Origin of the sequence: Streptomyces herbicida (genome assembly GCF_032656585.1) — a bacterium.
Taxonomy (GTDB): Bacteria; Actinomycetota; Actinomycetes; order Streptomycetales; family Streptomycetaceae; genus Streptomyces; species Streptomyces herbicida.
This window is the reverse complement of sequence record NZ_JAUYWJ010000019.1, coordinates 107,266-130,528: the sequence shown is the minus strand read 5'-3', so window position 1 is coordinate 130,528 and position 23,263 is coordinate 107,266. Positions and strand designations below refer to the sequence as shown.

Annotated in this window: 19 protein-coding genes and 1 riboswitch; of the genes, 8 read left to right on the top strand and 11 right to left on the bottom strand. The window is 70.8% G+C overall.

The window, feature by feature from the left end:
* Positions 1-17: 17 nt before the first annotated feature.
* Entirely contained in the window at positions 18-2,846 is a 2,829-nt protein-coding gene (locus Q8A52_RS34000) for a bifunctional acetate--CoA ligase family protein/GNAT family N-acetyltransferase (protein WP_316758494.1), read from the bottom strand.
* 179 nt (positions 2,847-3,025) lie between these two features.
* On the opposite strand from Q8A52_RS34000, the gene Q8A52_RS33995 reads away from it, so the two are divergent.
* Positions 3,026-3,307: an HPr family phosphocarrier protein gene (locus tag Q8A52_RS33995; protein WP_079309245.1), complete on the top strand. Its 282-nt coding sequence runs from the start codon at positions 3,026-3,028 to the stop codon at positions 3,305-3,307.
* 146 nt (positions 3,308-3,453) lie between these two features.
* Here Q8A52_RS33995 and Q8A52_RS33990 read toward each other — a convergent pair whose 3' ends face one another.
* From Q8A52_RS33990 to Q8A52_RS33975, 4 genes are all read right to left on the bottom strand, one after another.
* The gene (locus Q8A52_RS33990; protein ID WP_316758489.1) at positions 3,454-4,149 is read right to left on the bottom strand and encodes a GntR family transcriptional regulator; all 696 of its coding nucleotides are present in this window, start codon (positions 4,147-4,149) and stop codon (positions 3,454-3,456) included.
* A gap of 188 nt (positions 4,150-4,337) precedes the next feature.
* Complete coding sequence (locus Q8A52_RS33985; RefSeq protein WP_316758487.1) at positions 4,338-5,093, bottom strand: M23 family metallopeptidase; 756 nt, start codon at positions 5,091-5,093, stop codon at positions 4,338-4,340.
* 12 nt (positions 5,094-5,105) lie between these two features.
* Positions 5,106-5,270: riboswitch (cyclic di-AMP (ydaO/yuaA leader) on the bottom strand.
* Between the two features lie 202 nt (positions 5,271-5,472).
* Positions 5,473-6,861: a M16 family metallopeptidase gene (locus Q8A52_RS33980; protein ID WP_316758485.1), complete on the bottom strand. Its 1,389-nt coding sequence runs from the start codon at positions 6,859-6,861 to the stop codon at positions 5,473-5,475.
* Positions 6,858-8,273 carry a M16 family metallopeptidase gene (locus tag Q8A52_RS33975; RefSeq protein WP_316758483.1) on the bottom strand — a complete coding sequence of 472 codons (1,416 nt, stop codon included), beginning with the start codon at positions 8,271-8,273 and terminating at the stop codon, positions 6,858-6,860. The genes Q8A52_RS33980 and Q8A52_RS33975 overlap by 4 nt, the downstream gene beginning before the upstream one ends.
* 341 nt (positions 8,274-8,614) lie before the next feature.
* On the opposite strand from Q8A52_RS33975, the gene Q8A52_RS33970 reads away from it, so the two are divergent.
* The gene (locus tag Q8A52_RS33970; protein ID WP_316758481.1) at positions 8,615-11,074 is read left to right on the top strand and encodes a DNA gyrase/topoisomerase IV subunit A; all 2,460 of its coding nucleotides are present in this window, start codon (positions 8,615-8,617) and stop codon (positions 11,072-11,074) included.
* 21 nt (positions 11,075-11,095) lie between these two features.
* Here the strand turns inward: Q8A52_RS33970 and Q8A52_RS33965 are convergent, their stop codons facing one another.
* Entirely contained in the window at positions 11,096-12,151 is a 1,056-nt protein-coding gene (locus tag Q8A52_RS33965; protein ID WP_316758479.1) for a CobW family GTP-binding protein, read from the bottom strand.
* Between Q8A52_RS33965 and Q8A52_RS33960 the strand changes: the two genes are divergently transcribed.
* Positions 12,065-12,979 carry a DUF6082 family protein gene (locus Q8A52_RS33960; RefSeq protein ID WP_316758477.1) on the top strand — a complete coding sequence of 305 codons (915 nt, stop codon included), beginning with the start codon at positions 12,065-12,067 and terminating at the stop codon, positions 12,977-12,979. The genes Q8A52_RS33965 and Q8A52_RS33960 overlap by 87 nt on opposite strands.
* A 50-nt stretch (positions 12,980-13,029) precedes the next feature.
* Here the strand turns inward: Q8A52_RS33960 and Q8A52_RS33955 are convergent, their stop codons facing one another.
* Entirely contained in the window at positions 13,030-13,266 is a 237-nt protein-coding gene (locus Q8A52_RS33955; RefSeq protein ID WP_316758475.1) for a hypothetical protein, read from the bottom strand.
* A 259-nt stretch (positions 13,267-13,525) separates the two neighbouring features.
* Positions 13,526-14,692, bottom strand: coding sequence for a citrate synthase/methylcitrate synthase (locus Q8A52_RS33950; protein WP_316758473.1), 1,167 nt, complete (start codon positions 14,690-14,692; stop codon positions 13,526-13,528).
* Between the two features lie 99 nt (positions 14,693-14,791).
* Between Q8A52_RS33950 and Q8A52_RS33945 the strand changes: the two genes are divergently transcribed.
* The 4 genes from Q8A52_RS33945 to Q8A52_RS33930 all read left to right on the top strand — a co-directional run bounded on the left by Q8A52_RS33945 (position 14,792) and on the right by Q8A52_RS33930 (position 19,499).
* The gene (locus Q8A52_RS33945; protein ID WP_316758471.1) at positions 14,792-16,051 is read left to right on the top strand and encodes a citrate synthase; all 1,260 of its coding nucleotides are present in this window, start codon (positions 14,792-14,794) and stop codon (positions 16,049-16,051) included.
* Positions 16,052-16,105: 54 nt separating this feature from the next.
* Positions 16,106-17,047 (top strand): sucrase ferredoxin, encoded by a 942-nt coding sequence (locus tag Q8A52_RS33940; RefSeq protein WP_316758469.1) that lies wholly within the window; start codon positions 16,106-16,108, stop codon positions 17,045-17,047.
* Between the two features lie 104 nt (positions 17,048-17,151).
* Entirely contained in the window at positions 17,152-18,819 is a 1,668-nt protein-coding gene (locus Q8A52_RS33935) for a sensor histidine kinase (RefSeq protein WP_316758467.1), read from the top strand.
* Entirely contained in the window at positions 18,819-19,499 is a 681-nt protein-coding gene (locus Q8A52_RS33930) for a response regulator (RefSeq protein WP_316758610.1), read from the top strand. The genes Q8A52_RS33935 and Q8A52_RS33930 overlap by 1 nt, the downstream gene beginning before the upstream one ends.
* Before the next feature lie 18 nt (positions 19,500-19,517).
* On the opposite strand, the gene Q8A52_RS33925 is transcribed toward Q8A52_RS33930, so the two are convergent.
* The 3 genes from Q8A52_RS33925 to Q8A52_RS33915 form a co-directional block, all read right to left on the bottom strand.
* Entirely contained in the window at positions 19,518-20,588 is a 1,071-nt protein-coding gene (locus Q8A52_RS33925; protein WP_316758466.1) for an ABC transporter substrate-binding protein, read from the bottom strand.
* Positions 20,589-20,721: 133 nt separating this feature from the next.
* The gene (locus Q8A52_RS33920) at positions 20,722-21,585 is read right to left on the bottom strand and encodes an ABC transporter permease (protein WP_316758465.1); all 864 of its coding nucleotides are present in this window, start codon (positions 21,583-21,585) and stop codon (positions 20,722-20,724) included.
* Positions 21,575-22,390, bottom strand: coding sequence for an ABC transporter ATP-binding protein (locus Q8A52_RS33915; protein ID WP_316758464.1), 816 nt, complete (start codon positions 22,388-22,390; stop codon positions 21,575-21,577). Before Q8A52_RS33915 ends, Q8A52_RS33920 begins: the two co-directional genes overlap by 11 nt.
* Before the next feature lie 159 nt (positions 22,391-22,549).
* On the opposite strand from Q8A52_RS33915, the gene Q8A52_RS33910 reads away from it, so the two are divergent.
* On the top strand, positions 22,550-23,242 hold the full coding sequence (locus tag Q8A52_RS33910; RefSeq protein ID WP_316758462.1) for a response regulator: 693 nt from the start codon (positions 22,550-22,552) through the stop codon (positions 23,240-23,242).
* Positions 23,243-23,263: the final 21 nt, after the last annotated feature.

The following is a 23,263-nucleotide window of genomic DNA, read 5'->3' as shown; positions in this document are numbered from 1 at the left end:
CGGTCCCCCTCCCACGCTCAGTAGGCCGGCAACGTGCGCGGGCCGAGGTCGTCACGGGCGGGCGGCGGCGCGAGCCGCAGGGTGGCGCCGAGGACGCTCACGCCGTGCGGGGCGACGACGACCGGCTCCAGGGTCACGGCGACGACCTCGGGGTGGTCGTCGACCAGCCGGGACACGCGCAGCAGCAGCTCCTCGAGGGCGGGTGTGTCGACCGGGGTCGACCCGCGCCAGCCGAACAGCAGCGGCGCGGTCCGGATCGACCGCACCAGGGAGGTCGCCTCCCGGTCGGTGACCGGGACCAGCCGGTGCGCCATGTCACCGAGCAGCTGGGAGGCGGCTCCGGCGAGCCCGAAGGACAGCACGGCCCCGGCCGCCGGATCGATCACGGCCCGTACGACGGTGTCGACACCCCGGGGTGCCATCGCCTGCACGACGGGCCGCAGCCCCTCCGGCTTCCCGAACAGCTCGGTCAACTCGGCGTACGCCCTGCGCAGTTGTTCCTCGTCCGCCAGGTCGAGCCGGACCCCGCCCAGGTCGGCGCGGTGGCGCAGATGGGGGGCGGTGGCCTTGAGGGCGACCGGGTAGCCGAGGGCCCGGGCGGCCTCGGCGGCGGTGTCGGGGGTGGGGGCGGGCAGTGCGCGGCGGACGTGGATGCCGTACTTCCCGAGCAGCTCGCAGGTCTCCTCCGACCCGAGCGTGAGTCCCTGCCCGCGCGCGAGGAGCCCGCCGATCAGCTCCGCGGCGCCCTTCTCGTCGATGTCGTCGTACTCGGGCACCCGGCCAGGATCGGCGGCCTCGCGTCGCCACTGCGCGTACTTCACGGCTTCGGCGAGGGCCCGGGCGGCCCGCTCCGCGGCGGGGTAGGCGGGGATGAGGCGGGAGCCGTTCCCGGCGGTGTCCGCGTGAACAGGTACCGGGCTCGGGGACGGCTGTGCCGCTTCCGCGGCGGGCGTGCGTTCCGCGGAGCGGTTCGGTGCCGTGCTGGTCGCGGCCGACAACGCCTCCGCAAGCCCGCCGAGCTCCACGTGCACGACGAGCACCGGTCTGGAAGGAGCGGCAGCGGCGGCGGACCGCAGTGCCTCGGCCAGCGCCGCGTCCCCGGGCGACCCCTCCCCGATGGCCGGTATGGCCGTCACGACCACCGCATCGCACGAGTCGTCGGCCAGCGCCTGGGACAGCGCCCGCCGGAAGTCCTCCGCGGTGGCGGCCGTCGTCAGGTCCAGAGGCCGGTGCGGGCGCAGCCCCTCGGAGAGGCACGCGTCGTACGTCAGCTGCCCCAGGGACTCGGAGTTCCCCAGGATCGCCACCCGCGGCCCGCCGGGCAGTGGCTGCCGGGCGAGCAGCAGACCCGCGTCCACCAGCTCGGTGATCGTGTCGACCCGGATCACCCCGGCCTGCCGCAGCAGCGCGGAGACCGTCGCGTGCGGCAATCGCGTGGCCCGTACCGCGTGGCCCTGTGGAGCGGACCCCGCCCCCTGCACCACGACCAGCGGCTTGGCGGCGGCGGTCCGCCGGGCGAGGCGGGTGAACTTGCGCGGATTGCCGAGGGATTCCAGGTACATGAGGACGACGTCGGTGTCGGGGTCGTCGTACCAGTACTGGATGACGTCGTTGCCGGAGACGTCCGCGCGGTTGCCGGACGAGACGAAGGTGGACACGCCCGTGACCCCGGTGACCCCGCCGCCGCGCCGGTGCAGCCGGGACAGCAGCGCGATGCCGATCGCCCCGGACTGGGCGAAGAGCCCGATCCGGCCGGGGCGGGGCAGCTCCGGCGCCAGGGACGCGTTGAGCCGCACTTCCTCCGAAGTGTTGATGATCCCGAACGCGTTGGGCCCGATGATCCGCATGCCGTACGCGCGCGCGTGCCGGACGAGTTCACGCTGCCGCTCGCGGCCCTCGGGCCCGCTCTCCGCGTATCCGGCGGAGAGTACGACGAGCCCCTGCACGCCGTGTTCCCCGCACTCGGCGACCACCTCGGGCACCCGTTCGGCCGGTACGGCGACGACCGCGAGGTCGACGGGGCCGTCGATGTCCCGCACCGAGCGGTGGGCGGGCACGCCGTCGATCTCCTTCAACTCGCCCGCAAAGGCCTTGTTCACGGCGTGCAGGCGGCCGGTGAACCCGGCGTCCCGGATGTTGCCGAGAACGCCGCGGCCCACTCCGCCGGGTGTGCGGCCGACGCCGACGACCGCGACGGAGCCGGGCGCGAGGAGCCGCCGTACGGACCGCGCCTCCGCGCGCTGCTCCCGCGCGCGCTGCACGGCGAGCGAGCGGTCGGTGGGTTCGAGGTCGAACTCCAGGCGTACGACGCCGTCCTCGAAGCTGCGTTTCTGGGTGTAGCCGGCGTCCGTGAACACCTTGATCATCTTGGTGTTGGCGGGCAGCACCTCGGCGGCGAACCGGCGGATGCCTCGCTCGCGCGCGACGGCCGCGATGTGTTCGAGGAGGGCGGAGGCGACGCCGCGCCCCTGGTGCGCGTCCTGCACGAGGAAGGCGACCTCGGCCTCGTCGGCGGGGGCGGAGGCGGGCATGCCGTCGGCGCCAATGCGGTCATAGCGTACGGTTGCGATGAATTCGCCGCCGATGGTGGCCGCGAGTCCCACCCTGTCCACAAAGTCGTGGTGCGTGAAGCGGTGGACGTCCTTGGCGGACAGTCGTGGATACGGGGCGAAGAAGCGGTAGTACTTCGACTCGTCCGAGACCTGCTCGTAGAAGCTGACCAGGCGGTCTGCGTCATCAACGGCGATGGGCCTGATGCGCGCGGTACCCCCGTCGCGCAGCACTACGTCCGCCTCCCAGTGAGCGGGGTACTCGTGCCGGTCCTGCCGGCCCGCCGAGGTCTGCATGGGCCCCAGAGTACGGCTCGCGTCGGACAACGGGGCGAGGCAGTCTGTGGAGGACGGAAGTCGGATCGAGGCCGAGGTCCGACGTCACCTCCGGAGCGGAACACAGGCCCGCTCCGGGCATGCTTCACGATGTGGGAAACTGGTCTAGACAACCCTGAAACAGTGAAGGGCAGCATCACATGGCTGAGCGCCGCGTCAACGTCGGCTGGGCCGAGGGCCTCCACGCCCGCCCCGCCTCCATCTTCGTCCGGGCCGCCACGGCCTCCGGCATCCCCGTGACGATCGCCAAGGCCGACGGCAACCCCGTCAACGCGGCCTCCATGCTGGCCGTCCTCGGGCTGGGCGCCCAGGGCGGCGAGGAGATCGTCCTCGCTTCCGACGCCGAGGGTGCGGACGCCGCCCTCGACCGTCTCGCCAAGCTGGTCTCCGAGGGTCTCGAGGAATTGCCCGAGACCGTCTGAGTCACCGCGCCGAGCGCCGGAGCCGCGTCAGCCCTTTCGGGCGGCGCGGCTTCGCCGTATTCTCATGGAAATAGCGGGCGCCCGGAAATCAGGGCAGCGGAAATAGACCGCCGACGAATATCTCCTCTTTGTATACGGCGCTCGTGTTAATGCCGCAGGCCCGACATGTTTACGGCATGTTGCGAAGTCCTCACACGGTCCGAGCGGTCCGCGCCGCCGGAAAAGCGCAATCGGTGTGCGGACGTCGCGCGCTCGGTGTGCAGTGCCGTGATCGCCCGCGCGCGCTCGCCGTCGCCGCGCGCCACCGCGTCCACGATGGCGCCGTGCTCCGTCCAGGACTCCACCGGGTTGGCAGGCGCCTGCACCGTGTACATCCAGGCGATCTTGTGCCGCAGCTGGGTCAGCATCGAGGTCAGGGCGTGACTGCCGGAGGCCTGCGCGAGCGTCTCGTGGAACCAGCCGCCCAGGGAGCGCAGATCCTCGCTGTTGCCCCGCCTGGCCCGCTCCTGGCCCAGCCTGACCAGGCCGCGCAGCACCTTGAGATGAGCCTCGGTGCGCCGCTGCGCGGCCCGGGAGGCTCCGAGCGGCTCCAGCAGCATGCGCATCTCCAGCAGATCGGCGGCCTCCTGCTCGGTCGGTTCGGCGACGCACGCGCCCGCGTGCCGCCGGGTCACCACGAAGCCCTCGGCCTCCAGGGTGCGCAGTGCCTCGCGGACGGGGACGCGCGAGACGCCGTAGCGGCGTGCGAGGAGTTCCTCGGTGAGGCGGCCGCCGCGCTCGTAGACACCGGCGACGATGTCGTCCCTGATCGCCGTGCATACCGAGCTCGCCGGAATACGCATGACCGACCTCCGCTTTAATCCCCGTGAAACGTCGCCGATTGACGTGTGTTCCGTGACTCTATTGCAATGAGCGGGAATTTCCGATGGCGTGCAGGAATCCATGGATATTTTTTGGACAGCGGCGCGGCCGAAACGGCGAAAGCCCCGGCTCGAGGAGCCGGGGCTTCGGGAAGCGGTGCGCCGTGCCGTCAGACGTTCACGCCGTGCTTGCGGAGGTAGGCGACGGGGTCGACGTCCGAGCCGTACTCCGGGGTCGTCCGGGCCTCGAAGTGGAGGTGCGGCCCGGTGACGTTGCCGGTCGCGCCGGACAGGCCTATCTGCTGACCGGGGACGACCTTCTGGCCCACGGAGACGCCGATGGACGACAGATGGCCGTACTGGGTGTACATGCCGTCCGCCATCCTGATCACGATCTGGTTGCCGTACGCCCCGCCCCAGCCGGTCGACACGACCGTGCCGGAGCCGACCGCGTGGACGGCGGTGCCGCTGGAGGCGTGGAAGTCGATGCCGGTGTGCGAGCCGGAGGACCACAGGGACCCGCCGGTCTTGTAGCCGGTGGAGACGTAGGAGTTCGCGATCGGCGTCACGAAGGCGTTGAGCCGCTTGCGCTCGGCCTCGCGGGCGGCGCGCGCCTTGGCCTCGCGCTCCTTCTCCGCCAGCGCGACGGCCTTCTTGCGTGCGGCCTCCTCGGCCGCCTTCTGCTCGGCGGCCTGCTCCTGGGCCGCGGCCTGGGCGTCGATCTGCTCGGCGACCGAGTCGCCCATGGTGATGACGGGCGTGAGGCCGGTGTCCGCGGGGGCGGGCTCGGCGGCGAGCGCCGGAGAGGCCGCGAGGCTGCCGATGGCGCCCGTGGTGGCGAGGGCCGCGACGCCCGCGGCGCGGGCGGTGGTGCGGTGCATCCGGCCGGGACGGCGGTGCTTCCCGGTGGCGCGAGTGAACGCCATGTAGTGGCTGGTCCTTTCCTTCCCTCTCGCCTACCGGGTTAGCTGACGGGTTCGGAGCAGGAAGGTCTCCTACGGACCCCCTCGCTGCACGCGCGGGCGTCCGATTCACCCCAGGGACTGCTATGGGTCCCCGGCTCCCCTGGCTCGCGCCGTACGGGGACTCGGCGATGGCTGTCCGGTGCCGCGGGTGCGGCGCACTGCCCGACGAACAGCCTGGACGACGCTATGCGGGCGGCCTTTCAATCCCCAACCCGAACCCGGATTTTGTAGCGCATCCCACAGGGCAGACAGGCAACCTCCGCACCAATTCGGACATCCTGGAGAAACGTGCGTGGGTCCTGACGACCCGTCGGCCGTCAGAACCCACGCGCGTGTGCCCCTACTCGGCGGAGACGACGGTGACTTCGCCGATGCCGAGCGCCTCGACCGGCTCCTTGATCTGGTCGGCGTCGCCCACCAGGACCGTCACCAGACGGTCCACCGGGAACGCGTTGACCACCGCGGCGGTGGCCTCCACGGTGCCGGTGGCGGCGAGCTGCCGGTACAGCGTCGCCTGGTAGTCGTCCGGCAGATACTGCTCGACCTGGTCGGCCAGCGTGCTCGCCACGGCCGCCGCCGTCTCGTACTTCAGCGGCGCGACCCCCACGAGGTTCTGCACCGCGACGTCGCGCTCGGCATCGGTGAGGCCCTCCTCGGCGAGCTTGCGCAGCACCGCCCACAGGTCCTGCAGCGCGGGACCGGTGTTCGGGGTGTCCACGGAGCCGCTGATGGCGAGCATCGAGGCACCCGTGCCGTCCGGGGCGGACCTGAGGACCTGCCCGAACGAGCGCACACCGTAGGTGTAGCCCTTCTCCTCGCGCAGGACGCGGTCCAGGCGGGAGGTGAGGGTGCCGCCGAGGCAGTACGTGCCGAGCACCTGGGCGGCCCACACACGGTCATGCCGGTCCGCGCCGACCCGGCCGATGAGCAGCTGCGTCTGGACGGCTCCGGGGCGGTCCACGATGACGACCCGGCCGGTGTCGTCGGCGGTCACCGGCGGCACGGGCCGCGGCTGCGCCGTCGAGCCGTTCCAGGCGCCCAGGGTCTCGCCGAGCAGTGCGTCCAGGTCGATGCCGGTGAGGTCGCCGACGACCACGGCGGTGGCCGTGGCGGGCCGGACGTGCCGGTCGTAGAAGCCGCGGACGGCCGCCGCGTCGATCTTCTCGACCGTCTCCTCGGTGCCCTGGCGCGGGCGCGACATGCGCGCGGTCGCCGGGAACAGCTCCTTCGAGAGCTCCTTGGCGGCACGGCGGGACGGGTTCGCCAGCTCGTGCGGGATCTCGTCGAGGCGGTTGCGCACCAGCCGCTCCACCTCGCTCTCGTCGAACGCGGGTGCCCTGAGGGCGTCGGCGAGCAGGCCGAGGGCCTTGCCGAGGCGGGAGGCGGGGACCTCCAGGCTCAGTCGGACGCCCGGGTGGTCTGCGTGCGCGTCCAGGGTCGCGCCGCAGCGCTCCAGCTCGGCGGCGAACTCCTCGGCGGAGTGCCTGTCGGTGCCTTCGGAGAAGGCCCGCGCCATGATCGTGGCGACGCCGTCGAAGCCGGCCGGCTCGGCGTCCAGCGGCGCGTCCAGGAGCACCTCGACGGCGACGACCTGCTGGCCGGGGCGGTGGCACCGCAGCACGGTCAGACCGTTGTCCAGCGTGCCGCGCTCGGGGGCCGGGAAGGCCCACGGCTTCGCCTCGCCCGCACGGGGCTGGGGGTGGAACTCCATCGCGGCGAGCTCGGTCACTTGGCCGCCTCCTCGTCGTCGTTCTGGTCGGCGGTGGACGCTTCCACGGTGGCTTCCGACTCCGGGTCCTCGGGGAAGTCCTCGTCCTGGGTGTGCTCCGCGGACTCGGCGGACAGCGGCTCGTAGACGAGCACCGCGCGGTTGTCCGGGCGCAGGCGGGCCTTGGCCACCTCCTGCACCTCCTCCGGCGTCACCTCGAGGACACGCTGGACGGCGGTCAGGGCGAGCTGCGGGTCGCCGAACAGGACCGCGAACCGGCACAGCTCGTCGGCGCGGCCCGCGACCGTGCCGAGCCGGTCCAGCCACTCGCGCTCCAACTGGGCCTGGGCGCGCTCCATTTCCTCGGGAGTGGGGCCCTGCTCCGCGAAGCGGGCGAGCTCCTCGTCGATGGCGGTCTCGATGACCGGCACCTCGACGTCGCCGGAGGTCTTCACGTCCAGCCAGCCCAGGGAGGGCGCCCCGGCCAGCCGCAGCAGGCCGAACCCGGCCGCAACGGCCGTACGGTCGCGGCGCACGAGCCGGTTGTACAGGCGGGAGGACTCGCCGCCGCCCAGGACGGTGAGCGCCAGGTCGGCGGCGTCGGCCGCGCGCGTGCCGTCCTGCGGGAGCCGGTAGGCGGCCATCAGCGCGCGGGCCGGAACCTCCTCCACGACGACCTCGCGCAGCTGCTCGCCGATCACCTCCGGCAGCGAGCCGTCGCGGGGCTCGGGCTTGCCGTCGTGGGAGGGGATCGAGCCGAAGTACTTCTCGATCCAGGCGAGGGTCTGCTGCGGGTCGATGTCGCCGACCACGGAGAGCACGGCGTTGTTCGGCGCGTAGTACGTCCGGAAGAACCGCCGCGCGTCCTCCAGCGTGGCCGCGTCCAGGTCGGCCATCGAGCCGATCGGCGTGTGGTGGTACGGGTGGCCCTCCGGGTAGGCGAGGGCGGTCAGCTTCTCGAAGGCGGTGCCGTACGGAACGTTGTCGTAGCGCTGCCGGCGCTCGTTCTTGACGACGTCCCGCTGGTTCTCCATGGACTCGTCGTCCAGGGCGGCCAGCAGCGAACCCATGCGGTCGGCCTCCAGCCAGAGGGCGAGCTCCAGCTGATGGGCGGGCATGGTCTCGAAGTAGTTGGTGCGCTCGAAGCTGGTGGTGCCGTTGAGCGAGCCGCCGGCGCCCTGCACGAGCTCGAAGTGACCGTTGCCCTTCACCTGTGAAGAGCCCTGGAACATCAGGTGCTCGAAAAGGTGAGCCAGGCCGGTACGGCCCTTGACTTCGTGGCGGGAGCCGACGTCGTACCACAGGCACACCGCCGCGACCGGGGTCAGGTGGTCCTCGGAGAGCACCACGCGCAAACCGTTGGCCAGGCGGTGCTCGGTCGCTGCCAGGCCCCCGGAGCCTGCCTCGGCTTTGGTCGTGTGACCCATGGGCATGTACGTCCCTTCGATCGCGGAAGCGGTCGTGAAACCGCGGTGTTCCTGCCGGTCCTGCCACTGTATGCAAGCGGCCGGAGCCTCGGTGAAGTTCCCGCCGGACGTACGCCCACAGCGGATCGCGTAGCCTGCGGGAGTCGTGCCGCGGGGCGGCTCCTCCGGCGCCCCGTGCCACCGGGAAGGGCCGCGGGCACCGGGTCCTGGCCCGGCTTGTCAGTACCGCGGTCCACAATGGTCCGATCAGACCCGTTCACGCTTCGGAAAGAGTGAGCCGAAGGGGTGCGTCGACACCGACGTGACCGACCCGTAGGCGAGCGACCAGAAAAGAGGAGCCGGCAGCGATGGCCCGCCGCAGCACGAAGACCCCGCCGCCCGACGACTCGTACGAGGAGAAGATCCTCGACATCGACGTCGTGGACGAGATGCAGGGCTCCTACCTCGAATACGCGTATTCGGTCATCTACTCGCGTGCCCTGCCGGATGCCCGTGACGGCCTCAAGCCGGTGCACCGCCGGATCGTCTACCAGATGAACGAGATGGGCCTGCGCCCCGACCGCGGCTACGTGAAGTGCGCGCGTGTCGTCGGCGACGTGATGGGCAAGCTCCATCCGCACGGCGACGCGTCGATCTACGACGCCCTGGTGCGCATGGCCCAGCCGTTCTCCATGCGCGTCCCGCTGGTCGACGGACACGGCAACTTCGGCTCGCTGGGCAACGACGACCCGCCGGCCGCCATGCGGTACACCGAATGCCGGATGGCCGAGGCCACGAGCCTGATGACCGAGTCGATCGACGAGGACACGGTCGACTTCGCCCCCAACTACGACGGCCAGGAGCAGGAGCCGGTCGCCCTGCCCGCCGCGTTCCCGAACCTGCTGGTGAACGGCGCTTCGGGCATCGCGGTCGGCATGGCCACGAACATGCCGCCGCACAACCTCGCCGAGGTCGTCGCGGCCGCCCGGCATCTGATCCGCCACCCGAACGCGGACCTGGACACGCTGATGAAGTACGTTCCGGGGCCCGACCTGCCCACCGGCGGCCGGATCGTCGGCCTTTCCGGGGTCCGGGACGCGTACGAGACGGGCCGCGGCACGTTCAAGATCCGCGCCACGGTGGCGGTGGAGAGCGTGACGGCGCGCCGCATGGGCCTCGTCGTCACCGAGCTGCCCTTCACGGTCGGCCCGGAGAAGGTCATCACCAAGATCAAGGACCTGGTCAACGCGAAGAAGCTGCAGGGCATCGCGGACGTCAAGGACCTCACGGACCGCGCGCACGGCCTGCGTCTGGTCATCGAGATCAAGAACGGCTTCGTGCCGGAGGCGGTCCTGGAGCAGCTCTACAAGCTGACGCCGATGGAGGAGTCCTTCGGCATCAACAATGTGGCCCTGGTGGACGGCCAGCCGCTCACGCTGGGCCTCAAGGAGCTCCTCGAGGTCTACCTCGACCACCGCTTCGAGGTCGTGCGCCGCCGCTCGGAGTACCGCCGCGGCAAGCGCCGCGACCGGCTGCACCTGGTGGAGGGCCTGCTCACCGCCCTCGTGGACATCGACGAGGTCATCCGTCTGATCCGCTCCAGCGAGAACAGCGCGCAGGCGAAGGAGCGCCTGATGCAGCGCTTCTCGCTGTCGGAGATCCAGACCCAGTACATCCTCGACACGCCGCTGCGCCGCCTCACCAAGTACGACCGCATCGAGCTGGAGTCGGAGAAGGACCGGCTCAACGCGGAGATCGCCGAGCTGACCCGGATCCTGGAGTCGGACGCCGAGCTGCGCAAGCTGGTCTCCGCCGAACTGGCCCAAGTGGCCAAGAAGTTCGGCACCGAGCGGCGTACGGTCCTGCTGGAGTCGTCGGGCGCCCCGGCGACGGCCGTGCCGCTGCAGGTGGCGGACGACCCGTGCCGGGTGCTCCTGTCGTCGACGGGTCTGCTGGCCCGCACCGTGAACGGCGAGCCCTTCGTGCAGGACGCCGAGGCCAAGCGCGCCAAGCACGACGTGATCGTCTCGGCGGTGCCGGCCACGGCGCGCGGCGAGGTGGGCGTGGTGACGTCGGCGGGCCGCCTGCTGCGGGTGAACGTGGTCGATCTCCCGCAGCTGCCGGAGACGGCGGCGGCGCCGAACCTCGCCGGAGGGGCGCCCATCGCGGAGTTCGTCACCCTGGAGGACGACGAGACGGTGGTCTGCCTGACCACGCTCGACGAGTCGTCCCCGGGCCTCGCGCTCGGCACGGCACAGGGCGTCGTCAAGCGTGTGGTGCCCGACTACCCCTCCAACAAGGACGAGTTGGAGGTCATCACGCTCAAGGAGGGCGACCGGATCGTCGGCGCGGTGGAGCTGCGCACCGGCGAGGAGGACCTGGTGTTCATCACGGACGACGCGCAGCTGCTGCGCTACCAGGCGTCCCAGGTCCGTCCCCAGGGCCGGCCGGCGGGCGGTATGACGGGCATCAAACTCGCCGATGGCGTGAAGGTGATCTCCTTCACGGCGGTCGACCCGGCGGTGGACGCGGTGGTCTTCACCGTCGCGGGCTCGCGCGGCACGCTGGACGACTCGGTCCAGACGACCGCCAAGCTGACCCCGTTCGACCAGTACCCGCGCAAGGGCCGTGCCACGGGTGGTGTGCGCTGCCAGCGGTTCCTGAAGGGCGAGGACTGCCTGTCCCTGGCCTGGGCGGGCGCGGCCCCGGCACGGGCGGCGCAGAAGAACGGCACCCCGGTCGAGCTCCCGGAACTCGACCCGCGCCGGGACGGCTCGGGCACCTCGCTGGCGAAGACCGTGTCGGTGGTGGCGGGCCCGGTCTTCTAGCCGACCGGTCCGCTCTTCCGGCTAGACCGACGGGACCTCTTCATCGGGGTCCCGTACGTAGCGCAGGACGCCCCACATGCCGTGCTCGTCGGCGTGTGGGGCGTCGTTCCTGCACGCCTCCAGTTCCTTGGCGAGGGTGGCGGTGTCGATGCCGGAGCCGATCAGGACGAGCTGCGTGAGGCGTGCTTCGGCGGGCGTCCAGGGCTGCGGGTAGAAGCGCAGGAAACGCCCGACGGCGTGGACGGCGTAGCGGTTCAGGGCGTCGTGGGGCCCGAAGTCGACGTATCCCTTGATGCGGTAGAGCCCCTCGGGCCGGCTGTCGAGGAACTCCATCAGCCGGCGGGGGTCGAGGGGGACATCGGAGACGAAGGACAGGCTGTCGTACGCCGTGTGCAGATGCCCGGCGTGCTCGTCCTCGCTGTCGTGGTCGTGCAGGTCGTCGAAGGAGAGCTGGCCGACGCGCTCCTCGCTCGGCCTGCAGTCGAAGAGGAATTCCGGGTCGATGCGCCCATAGGTGGCGGGGGCGACGGCGGCGCGGTCGGTGAGCGAGCCGACGATCCCGAGCACACGCTCGGCATCGGCCACCCGGTCGAGCTTGTTGACCACGACCAGGTCGGCGAGGGCGAGGTGCCGGTCGATCTCGGGGTGCTGCTGCCGGGTGGTGCCGAACTCGGCGGCGTCGACGACCTCGACGAGTCCGCCGTACACGATCCGGGGATGCTCGCTGGCGAGCACCATCCGCACGAGCTCCTGGGGTTCGGCGAGTCCGCTGGCCTCGACGACGATGACGTCGATGCCGGCGGACGGGTTGGCGAGCCGCTCCAGATACAGATCCAGTTCGCTCGCGTCGACGGCACAGCACAGGCACCCGTTGCCCAGGGAGACCGTCGAGTCGCCGAGTGCACCGGCCACGGCCATCGCGTCGATCTCGATGGCGCCGAAGTCGTTGACGATCGCCCCGATGCGGCTGCCTCCACTGCGGTGCAGCAGATGATTGAGGAGCGTGGTCTTCCCCGAGCCCAGGAATCCGGCCAGTACGACGACCGGGATCTGCTGCGGACCTCGGCTGTGCCCCACTCTGCGACCTCTCTCACGCGGACGCGTGCACCGGCTCTCGGTCCGGCGCACGAACGACGATTGAATGCCGACTCAGGATACGAGCGGGAAGAAACACCGCGAAGTGAACGATTGTTAGCACCTCTTGCGGGGCAGACGATGGGCAGGCGCCGGAGCGTGCGACCCTCGCTTCCCTCCGTGCGCCGCCTCTCCGCCTCCCCGCCGATCAGAGCCGCTCGGCACACTCTGGGAGACGGCAAGCGCCGCCCACCGCTCGCCGGTCCCCTCCAGTCGACCCGCACCCCGACGACCGGCGGACGGCCGCCTGATCCGGGGGTTGACATGGCCACACAGAGTTCAGGGATAGGGAGGATCGTTTCGGCTGCCAAAGCAAAGCTTGCAGCCGTCACCGACTCCATCAGCACACGGAGCGCACGTCACCGCAGAAGGGCTGTCCTCGCCCAGCAGCACCGGCTCCATTTCGACCTGATCTGCAAGGCTATGGACGATCCCGCCCTGGCCGCCGTGCTGGACACCTACGAAACCGCCGTGCCGCTGGAGAAGCAGCGCCAGTTCCTCTTCGCCAATGCGCTCTACATCAACGCCCTGTACTTCCACCGGATCGGGGCAATGACCCGGGCGGAGCTCTACGGCCATCTCCGGGTCATGTGCCAGAACAAGGTGTTCCGCGAGTACTGGGAGGCGACCCGCCACCATCGCAAGAGCCTGCCCGAGACGTCGGAGGAGTTCGCCCTGGGCCGGATGATGGACGACTTGGTGCAGGAACTCGTCGATGCCGACACGGACGAGTGGTGGGTCGTGGGCGAGCCCCCTGAGGAATCCTCATGACCCCAGGGGACTTCGTGACCCAAGGGGGCTTCGTCCGCCACCGCAGGGGGTCAGGAGTCGGGAATGTCCCGCTTGGCTCTGACGAGGGTCTCGCGGGTGATGATCACGATCCGCTCATAGTCGGCTCGTACGGCGTCCGACGGGAGCTCCGGATCGAGTTGCGCGGTCGCTTCGCGCCCGATCACGGCGAAATCGCCATTGCTCAGCTCGAAGATGTCGGGGCACGTCTGCCCTGTGGCACTGCCGCGCTCCCGAGGAGAAGCCCCTACACGTCGCACGATCTTCACGGAAAGCTACCGCCTTATGGCTCAGAGGGATGGGTGTGTCCTCCGAGCTGACTTTCCGAAGTGGTTCCGTCGGAGCGCGCTCTCCGAGCGCAAGGGTGTTCGCCGGAGCGCCCGGAGAGGGGCCAGCGACAAGATATCGATTCCGGTGCGCTTGAGGTGCCTGTTATCCCTCGGCAAGCGGGTTAATTTTTCCGGCTCCGCTTGACCTCGGGACGCTGTGGGCGGATGCTCCGCCGCCCACAGCACAGCCGGACTTGCGTCATCCTGCGGCCGGCACCGCAGCCGGCGGCTCCGGCCCCACATAGCGGGCCGTCGGGCGGATGATCTTCGAGTCCTGGGACTGCTCCAGGATGTTGGCGCTCCAGCCCACCACGCGGGCCGCGGCGAAGGTGGGGGTGAACATCTCGCGTGGCAGGCCGCACAGTTCCATGACCACGCCCGCGTAGAACTCGACGTTCGTGTGAAGTTCGCGCCCGGGCTTCAGCTCGGCGAGGATCGCCTCGACATGGTGCTCGACCTCGACGGCGAAGTCGACGCGCGGGCCGCCGAACCCCCGGGCGATGTCCCGGAGCATCCGCGAACGGGGGTCCTCCGTACGGTAGACGGCATGCCCGAAGCCCATGATGCGGTCACCGGCGAGAACGCGGCCCCTGATCCAGGAGTCGATCCGGTCCGGGGTCCCTATCTCGTCCAGGGTGTCCAGCGCGCGGCTGGGCGCACCCCCGTGCAGCGGCCCGGACAGCGCACCCACCGCTCCCACGAGACACGCCGCCACATCCGCGCCCGTCGAGGCGACGACCCGGGCCGTGAAGGTTGACGCGTTGAAGCCGTGATCAATGGTCGAGATCAAGTACTGCTCGATCGCCCGGGCCCGCCGGGGATCCGGTTCCACGCCCGTGAGCATGTAGAGGTAGTTGGCCGCGTACGACAGGTCTTCGCGCGGCTCCACCGGGTCGAGCCCCTGCCCGAGCCGGTACAGCGCGGTGAGCAGGGTCGGTACGGCCGCGCAGGCGGCGAGGGCGTGCGCGCGGCGCCGGTCCGCGTCGATGTCGTACACCGGCCGGAATCCCTTCGCCGCGCCCACCAACGACAGTGCCGTGCGCAGCGCGGCCAGCGGGCCGGACGTGCGGCTCGCCGTGGCGACGGCGGGCAGGGCTGCCCGGACCTCGTCCGGCAGGCGCCGCAGCGCCGCGGTCCGGGCGGTGAAGGCGGTGCGCCGCTCGGCGTCCGGCAGTTCGCCGTGTACCAGCAGATGCCAGACGTCCTCGAAGCCCCGGGTCCGCGCGAGTTCGACGGCCGAGTACTGGCGGTAGTGGTAGAAGCCCTCGAGCCCCCGGACGTCACCGAGTTCGGTGTCGGTGACAACGACGCCCGCGAGTCCGCGTGGCACGTCGACAAGGGTGGCCGCGGCCCTGTTGATGGACATGGTTCTCCTCCCTGGACTTGATTCCACTGTCAATGCTTGACTGTTCTTCTGTCAATGTTGATCCAGTCAATATGCCGGGAGGCGACTACGGTGACCCCCATGCGCGATCAAGAACCGGCTTCCGGCCGTCCCGGGCAGAGGCTGAGCACCAAGGAGACCGCCGAAGCGCTCGGCGTGAAGCCGGAGACCGTGTACGCGTATGTGAGCCGCGGTCAGCTCACCAGCAGGCGCGAGCCCGGCGGCCGCGGCAGCACCTTCGACGCCAAGGAGGTGGAGGCCCTCGCCCGGCGCAACAGGCGGGAGAGCAGCGTGAGTTCGGGCTCCGGCGGCGAACTGTCCGTACGCACCCGCATCACGCTGATCGACAAGGACCGGTACTTCTTCCGGGGCGTGGACGCCACCCGGCTCGCCGCCGAGCACTCCTACGAGGAGGTCGCCGAGTGGCTGTGGACCGGGCGGATGCGCCCCGGCGTCACCTTCACCGCGCCGGAGGCCGTCGCCGCCGTCGTCCGCCGCGCCGTGGACGCCCTGCCCGAACACACCGCGCCCACCGACCGGCTGCGGGTCGCGGCGATCGCCGCGGCGGCGGAGGACCCGCTGCGCTTCGACCTGTCCGAGGAGGCCGTGCTCGGCACCGCGCGCGTCCTGATCCCCACACTGGTCGCCGCCCTGCCGCCCCAGCCGTACGCCCACCACCACGACGAGGGCCCGCTGGCCCACCGTCTGTGGGGCCGGCTGACCGGGCGCGAGGCCGACGAGGCGTCACTGCGCACCCTGGACACGGCACTCGCCCTCCTCGTCGACCACGACCTGGCCGCCTCGACGCTCGCGGTGCGAGTCGCCGCCTCGGCCCGCGCCCACGCGTATGCGGCCGTCTCGGCCGGACTCGGCGTGATCGAGGGCCCGTTGCACGGCGCGGCCAGCGGGCTCGCCCACCGGATGCTGCTGGACGTGCTCGAGCGGGGCACCGCGGTACCGGTGATCGCGGACGAACTCCGCGCGGGCCGCCGCATCCCCGGCCTCGGCCACCGGCTCTACGCGGGCGAGGACCCACGCGCGCGTGCCCTGTTCGCCCTCCTGGAGCGGGTCCCGCGCGCGGAGCCCGCCCTGCTCGCGGCCCGCGACGTCGTCGCCACCACTGCCCGCCACACCCCGCTGCACGCGAATGTCGACCTGGCCCTCGCCGTGCTCACCGTGTCCTCCGGCATGCCCGCCACGGCGGGCGAGACGATCTTCGCCGTGGCGCGGACGGCGGGTTGGATCGCCCACGCCCTGGAGGAGTACGGGGAACGCCCGTTGCGCATGCGGCCCAGCGGACACTACGTGGGACCGAGACCGCCTCAAGCCCTGCCGGAGTAGCACACCAGCACGACTGGAAGTCACTCCGAGGAAAGTCAGGTTAGGCTCACCTCTGTGAGTAGGTGTGCGACCGTCTCCCGGAGCCTCGAAGAGCCCGTCTCCGGTACGGCGGCCACTGCGACGACATGGCTGCTGCTGGAACAGCCCGGACCTTGGGGTGCCAAAGCGCTCACGTCGAGCCACTTGGACCCCGCTCTGGGGCGCGCCCTGGAGGCGGCCGCCGAGGGAACCGGCGTGCGGATCGCGCTGATCCGGCGTCCCGGACGGCACGCCGACCTCGGCAGGCCCGCCATGCGGCAGGTCTACGCCGCCCACACCGTTCCCGGGAACACCTGGCTGCGCAGCGCCACGACCTGCGACCCGGAACAGTTGCGCGCCCTCGACTTCGCCGCCCTCGGCGCGGGTGACCACCGTTCGTTCGACGTGGCACTGCGCGCCCGGGCGCACCCGGACGGCCCGCTGGCGCTCGTGTGCACCAACGGCAAGCGCGACCGCTGCTGCGCCCTGCTGGGCCGCCCCCTCGCGGCCGAGCTCGCCGCGTCCGGCGTGCGAGACACCTGGGAGGTCACCCATCTGGGTGGTCATCGCTTCTCGCCGACCGTGCTCGTGCTGCCGTACGGCTACGCGTACGGCAGGGCCGAGGCGCACGCCGTCAAGGAGGTCCTGCACGGCGTCCGGGAGGGCCGTGTCGTCGTCGAGGGCTGCCGCGGGTGCTCGGCCTGGGAACGGCCCGGCCAGGCGGCCGAACTGGCCGTGCGCACGGCCGCCGACGAGTACACGGCGGGCACGCTGCGCGTCGAACGGACAGACGGCGGGGCGCCGCGCTGGGAGGTGACCGTGGCCCATGTCGACGGCCGCCGGTGGCGCGTCACCGTGGCCCAGGGCGCCTCGCTGCCGCCCCGCCCTGAGAGCTGCGGGGCGTCGGTGCTCGGTACCCCGGCCCGGATGGACGTGGTGGCGGTGCACGAGCTGACGACGACGGCCCTGGCGAGCTGACGACGTCGCCGGAGCAAGGCCCACCCGGCTTTCCAAGATCCGGTCAAGAGATCCACGCCACACCCCCTACGGCAGGGCGCGCCCGTCCACGTACCTTCGTGGGCATGAGCCCCACTCCCCCCGCACGCCGTCTGCGCCTCGGTCTGCCGCGGCGGGTGTTCTCCCAGGTGCTGCTGATGCAGGTGGCGATCGCCGCGGGAGTCGCGGTGCTCGCGACCGGGCTGTTCCTGGCGCCGCTGAGCAAGCAGCTCGACAACGAGGCCATGCGGCGTGCGTTGGCGATCGCACAGACCACCGCCCAGGATCCGCAGGTCGCGACGGATCTCCAGGACACCCCGCCGACCGCCGGCGGCCCGGTGCAGCGGGAGGCGGAGCGCATCCGGCACGCCACCCACGCCGAGTACATCGTGGTGATGGACCTGCGGGGCATCCGCTGGTCGCACACGAACCCGCGGCAGATCGGCCTGAAGGTCTCGACCAACCCCAAGGAGGCCCTGGCCGGCAAGCAGGTCATGGAGATCGACACCGGCACCCTGGGCCGCTCCGCCCGCGGCAAGGTGCCGCTGTACGACGCCGACCACCGGATCGTCGGGGCGGTCTCGGTGGGCATCGCGTACGACAGCGTGCGGGCCCGGCTCATCAGCGCGATCCCGGGGCTGTTCGCCTACGCGGGCGGCGCGCTCGCGGTCGGCGCGCTGGCCGCCTGGCTGATCTCCCGGCGGGTCCAGCGGCAGACCCGGGACCTGGCCTTCTCGGACATCTCGGCGCTGCTCGCGGAGCGCGAGGCGATGCTGCACGGCATCCGGGAGGGCGTCGTCGCCCTCGACCGCACCGGCCGCATACGTCTGCTCAACGACGAGGCACGAAGGCTGCTGGGCATCGGTGACGAGGCCGTCGGCCGGACGCCGGACGAGGCGCTGGGGGCGGGCCGTACGACGGACGTCCTGGCCGGCCGGGTGACGGGCACCGACCTGCTCACCGTGAGAGGCCAGCGGGTCCTGGTCGCCAACCGCATGCCCACCGACGACGGCGGCGCGGTGGCCACTCTGCGCGACCGCACCGAACTGGAGCAGCTCGGCCGCGAACTCGACTCCACGCGGGGCCTCATCGACGCCCTGCGCGCCCAGGACCACGAGCACGCCAACCGTATGCACACCCTGCTGGGCCTGCTGGAACTGGAGATGTACGACGACGCCGTGGAGTTCGTCGGAGAGGTGGTCGGCGCCCACCGGGTCACCGCGGAACAGGTCACCGAGAAGATCCAGGACCCGCTGCTCGCCGCCCTGCTGGTCGGCAAGGCGACCGTCGCGGCCGAGCGCGGGGTCGCTCTCTGGGTCTCGGACCGCACCCGGCTCCCGGACCGGGTGATCGACCCCAGGGGCCTGGTCACCGTCGTGGGCAATCTGGTGGACAACGCGCTCGACGCCGTCGCGGGCACTCCGCACGCGCGCGTGGAGGTGGAGTTGCGCGCCGAGGGGCGTACCGCCGTCCTACGGGTACGCGACACGGGTCCCGGCATACCGGCGGAGCAGCGGGAAGTGGTCTTCACCGAGGGGTGGTCCACCAAGAAGCCGCCCGCGCACGGCAAACGCGGCATAGGGCTCTCCCTGGTGCGCCGGCTCGCCGAGCGGCAGGGCGGGAGCGCCACGGTGAGCGAGGCGGACGGCGGGGGCGCCGAGTTCACGGTCGTACTGCCGGAGGCCCTGACCGAGCCGGACCTGGCGCCGGCACTCACCGCATCCGTGGCGAACGCTGACGAGGAGGAGGCGTGATGATCGAGGTCCTGGTCGTGGACGACGACACGCGGGTCGCCCGGGTCAACGCCGCCTACGTCGAGAAGGTGCCGGGCTTCCATGTGGCCGGCGAGGCGCACACCGCGGCCGAGGCGCTGCGCCGGATGGAGGAGCTACCGCGGCTCGACCTGGTCCTCCTGGACCACTACCTGCCCGACAAAACCGGCCTCGCGGTCGTCCGGGAGATGCGCCGACGCGGCCACCAGACCGACGTCATCATGGTCACGGCGGCCCGGGACCTGTCGACCGTGCAGGCGGCGATGCGGCACGGCGCCCTGCAGTACCTGGTCAAGCCGTTCGCCTTCGCGGGCCTGCGGGCCAAGCTGGAGGCGTATGCGCAGCTGCGCCGCACTCTGGACGGCGGCGGCGAGGCCGAACAGGCGGAGGTGGACCGTATCTTCGGCGCGCTGTCCGTGCCGTCGGAGCCGGGACTGCCCAAGGGCCACTCCCGCACCACCGCCGAGTTGGTGCGGCAGTCCCTGATGAACGCCGAAGGCCCGCTGTCGGCCCAGGAGATCGCCGAGCGGACCGGGGTGAGCCGGCAGACCGCCCAGCGCTATCTGAAGCTCCTGGAGCGTACGGGACGGGCCCGGCTGACCCTCAAGTACGGCGACGCGGGCCGCCCGGAACACCGTTACGTGTGGGCGACCCGCGTCTGACCGCGGCCGATACGTCCGTCAGCCGGCCTGCTTCGCAGCCTTCTCGACGAATTCGGTCGTGTACGTCTTGCTCAGGTCCACCGTGGCGTTCTTGATGGTGGGGTTGAACGCCTTGAGGACCTTCTCGACGGTCTCGGGGCCGTTCGTGGGCATCACACCGTCGTCGGTGAACATCGGAAGGGTGCTTTTGATGGCCTCCGCGTAGAGCGTCTTGTTGCCCTGGGAGTAGTCGGCGGGCATCTTGGCCGCGATCTCGTCCGCGCTGTGGGTGGACATCCACTTGAGCGTCTTGACGAATGCATTGGCCAACTTTTGGACGGTGTCCTTGTGGCTGTTCACCCAGTCCGTCTGCATGTACAGACTTGACGACGGGTACGGACCGCCCAGTGCCTCCTGCGAGCCCTCGGGGGTCCGCATGTCGAGGAGGATCTTGCCCGCCTTCTTGTCCAGGATCGTGGCGACGGTCGGGTCGGTCGTCATGCCTGCGTCGATCGAGCCCTGCTGCAGGGCGGAGATGAACGTCGGGCCCGCACCCACGGCGACCGGAGTGAACTCGCTGGTCTTCACGCCGTTCTTGACCGCGAGGTACTTGGTGAGGAAGTCGGTCGAGGCACCGAGACCGGTGACGCCGAGCTTCTTCCCCTTGAAGTCCTTGGCCGAGGTGATGTCCCCCGCCTTCTTGGTGGAGACGACCTCCACCTCGCCGGGGGCGTGCGAGAACTGCACGACGGACTCGACTGCCTTGCCCTTCACCTGGAGGTCGAGGGTGTGGTCGTAGAAGCCGACGGCGCCCTGGACCTGGCCGGAGACGAGCGCGGTCTCCGCCTGGACGCCGGCGGGCTCGCTGAGCAGCTCCACGTCGAGGCCCTCGGCGTCGAAGTAGCCGAGCCGCTGGGTGAGCATCGCCGGCAGGTAGATGACCTTGTCCAGGCCACCGACCATGATCTTGACCTTGGTGCCCTTGCCGTCGCCCTTGCTCCCGGAGCCGGTGGAGGCCGTGCTGGCCGCGTCATTGGCGCACGCGGTGAGCGAGGAGAGGGCGAGCAGGCCGACGGCGGCGAGCGATGCGTATCTGGCGGACTTGCGCATGGCGGTTCACGTCCTTGTGAGAGGGCGGTGCGGGGATGAAAGAAGGGTCTGCGGGGGGCCGTTCAGCCGGCCGGAGCCGGTCGCTGGGCGAAGGGCGTCCGCCGGGCGAAGCGGGTTCGCCGTGCGGGTCGGATCAGCTGTCCGAACCGGTCGGCTTCCACCGGAAGATGCGGCGCTCGGCGAAGGTCAGCAGGCCCTCGGCGAAGAGTGCGACGACGGCGAGGATCACCATCGCGGCGTAGACGCCGGCGGCGTTGAAGGTGCCCTGCGACTGGGCGACGAGCAGGCCGATGCCCTTGGTGGCGCCGATGTACTCGCCGACGATGGCGCCGATGAGGGCGAAGCCGAAGCTGACGTGGAGGCTGGTGAAGATCCAGGAGGTGGCCGACGGGATGACCACCTGAAGGGTCACCCTGCGATCACTGGCACCGAGGATCCGGGCGTTGGCGACCAGGTTGCGGTCGACCTCACGGGCGCCCTGGAAGGCATTGAAGAACACCGGGAAGAACACCAGCACCACGGCCGACGCGACCTTGGAGGCCGGGCCCAGGCCGAACCAGATCACGAAGATCGGGGCGAGGACGATCCTGGGGATGGAGTTGAGCACCTTGATGTATGGACCAAGGACATCGGCCAGGAAGGCGATCCGCCCGAGGGCGATACCGAAGACCACACCGGCGACGACACCGATGATCCAGCCGAGCAGAGCCTCATGGAGCGTGTACCAGATCTGCTCGCCGAGGGAGCCCTGCGCGGTCCCGTGCATGATCCAGGTGTAGATCTGGTCCCAGATCTTCGACGGCATCGAGAAGTTGAACGGATCGATGACACCGGCACGGGACAGCGCCTCCCACAGGCCGAGTACGGCGACCAGGAGCAGCACACGAGTGCCGGCGACGACGATCTTGCGTCTGCGTGCGGCCTGCGCCCGCGACTGCGCACGGCCCGGTGCCTTGACGGTGTCGACGACGGGCGTGGTGATGACCTCAGGCGACATGGGCGGCACCCCTTTCGCGGGTGATGCGGACCTCTTCGCCGAGGGACTCCCAGATCTCGCGGTAGATCTCGATGAACCGGGGCTCCAGACGCACCGACTCGACCTTGCGCGGCCGGGGCAGGTCGATGTCGAAGACCTGTTTCACGGTCGCGGGTCCGGCGGTCATCACGACGACCTTGTCGGCCAGCGCGATGGACTCCTCCAGGTCGTGGGTGACGAAGACGACCGAGGCGCCAGTGCCCTCCCACAGTTCCAGGAGCTCGTCCGACATCAGTGCCCGGGTCTGCACGTCGAGCGCGGAGAAGGGCTCGTCCATCAGCAGGATCTCGGGGTCGTTGACGAAGGTGGCGGCGAGAGCGACGCGCTTGCGCTGTCCGCCGGAGAGCTGGTGCGGATAGCGGTCCTCGAACGCGGCGAGCCCGACCCGGGCCAGCCACTCGCGGGCCTTCTCCTTGGCCTCCGCCTTCGGCACGCCCCGGAAGCGGGGGCCCGCCATGACGTTGGACAGGACCGAGCGCCAGGGGAAGGTGGCGTCCTGCTGGAAGACGAAGCCGACCTTGTCACCGACGCCGGAGACCGGCCGCCCAGCCACCAGCACCTCACCCTCGGTGGGCTCCTCCAGCCCGCTGACCAGGGTCAACGTGGTCGACTTACCGCAACCGGTCGGGCCGACCACAGCCACGAACTCACCGCGTCCGACAGTGAGGTCCAGGTCGCGGACGGCCGTGTGCAGACCCCCCGAGGGGGTCTTGAAGATCTTGCTCGCGCCCCGCAACCGGATGGCGGGGCTGGTGTCTGCGCTCATGGCCCGGGACGGTAGGTGTGGCCCGGGCCACAGCAGCAGTCTTCTGGGCGCAAGCCGTTCTTTTGCTCGCAAGGGCCTGTTGTGCTCATTTTGCTCGCGCTACAACTGCGGAGCACGAAACACGGGCTTAACGCTCGCCGGCCTTGAAGGAGAGGCCTGATGATTGACGTCCTGGTCGTGGACGACGACTTCCGTGTCGCCGAGATAAACGCCAAGTACGTGGGAAAGGTTCCCGGCTTCCGGGTGGCCGCCCGCGCGCACAGCGCTGCCCAGGCCCTGGCCACCGTGGAGCGCGGGGGCATCGACCTGGTGCTGCTCGACCACTACCTGCCGGACCGGACCGGCCTCGAACTCGTCCACCTCATGCGGGAACAGGGCCACGGCACCGACGTCATCATGATCACGGCGGCCAGCGATGTGACGACCGTGCAGAAGGCGATGCGGCTGGGAGCCCTGCACTATCTGGTCAAGCCGTTCACCTTCGCCGCCCTGCGCACCCGCCTGGACTCCTACGCCGCCCTGCGCCGCACCGTCGACCGGGTCGGTGACCGGGGCCTGACCGGACAGGAGCAGGTCGACCGCATCTTCGGCGCGCTGCGGACCGCGCCCGCGCCGAACGCACCCGGCCTGCCCAGTGGCCACTCAGAGCCCACCACGGACCTCATCTGCGGCGTCCTGCACCGCGCCGAGCACCCGCTGTCCGCCCACGAGGTCGCCGCCGAGACCGGTCTGAGCCGCTCCACCGCCCAGCGCTACCTCCGCCATCTGGAACAGGCGGGCCGACTCCGCCTCTCACTGAGGTACGGCGACACGGGGCGTCCCGAGCACCGGTACGCATGGGTGGCACCCTGACGGGTCTCCGTCCGGGAGCAC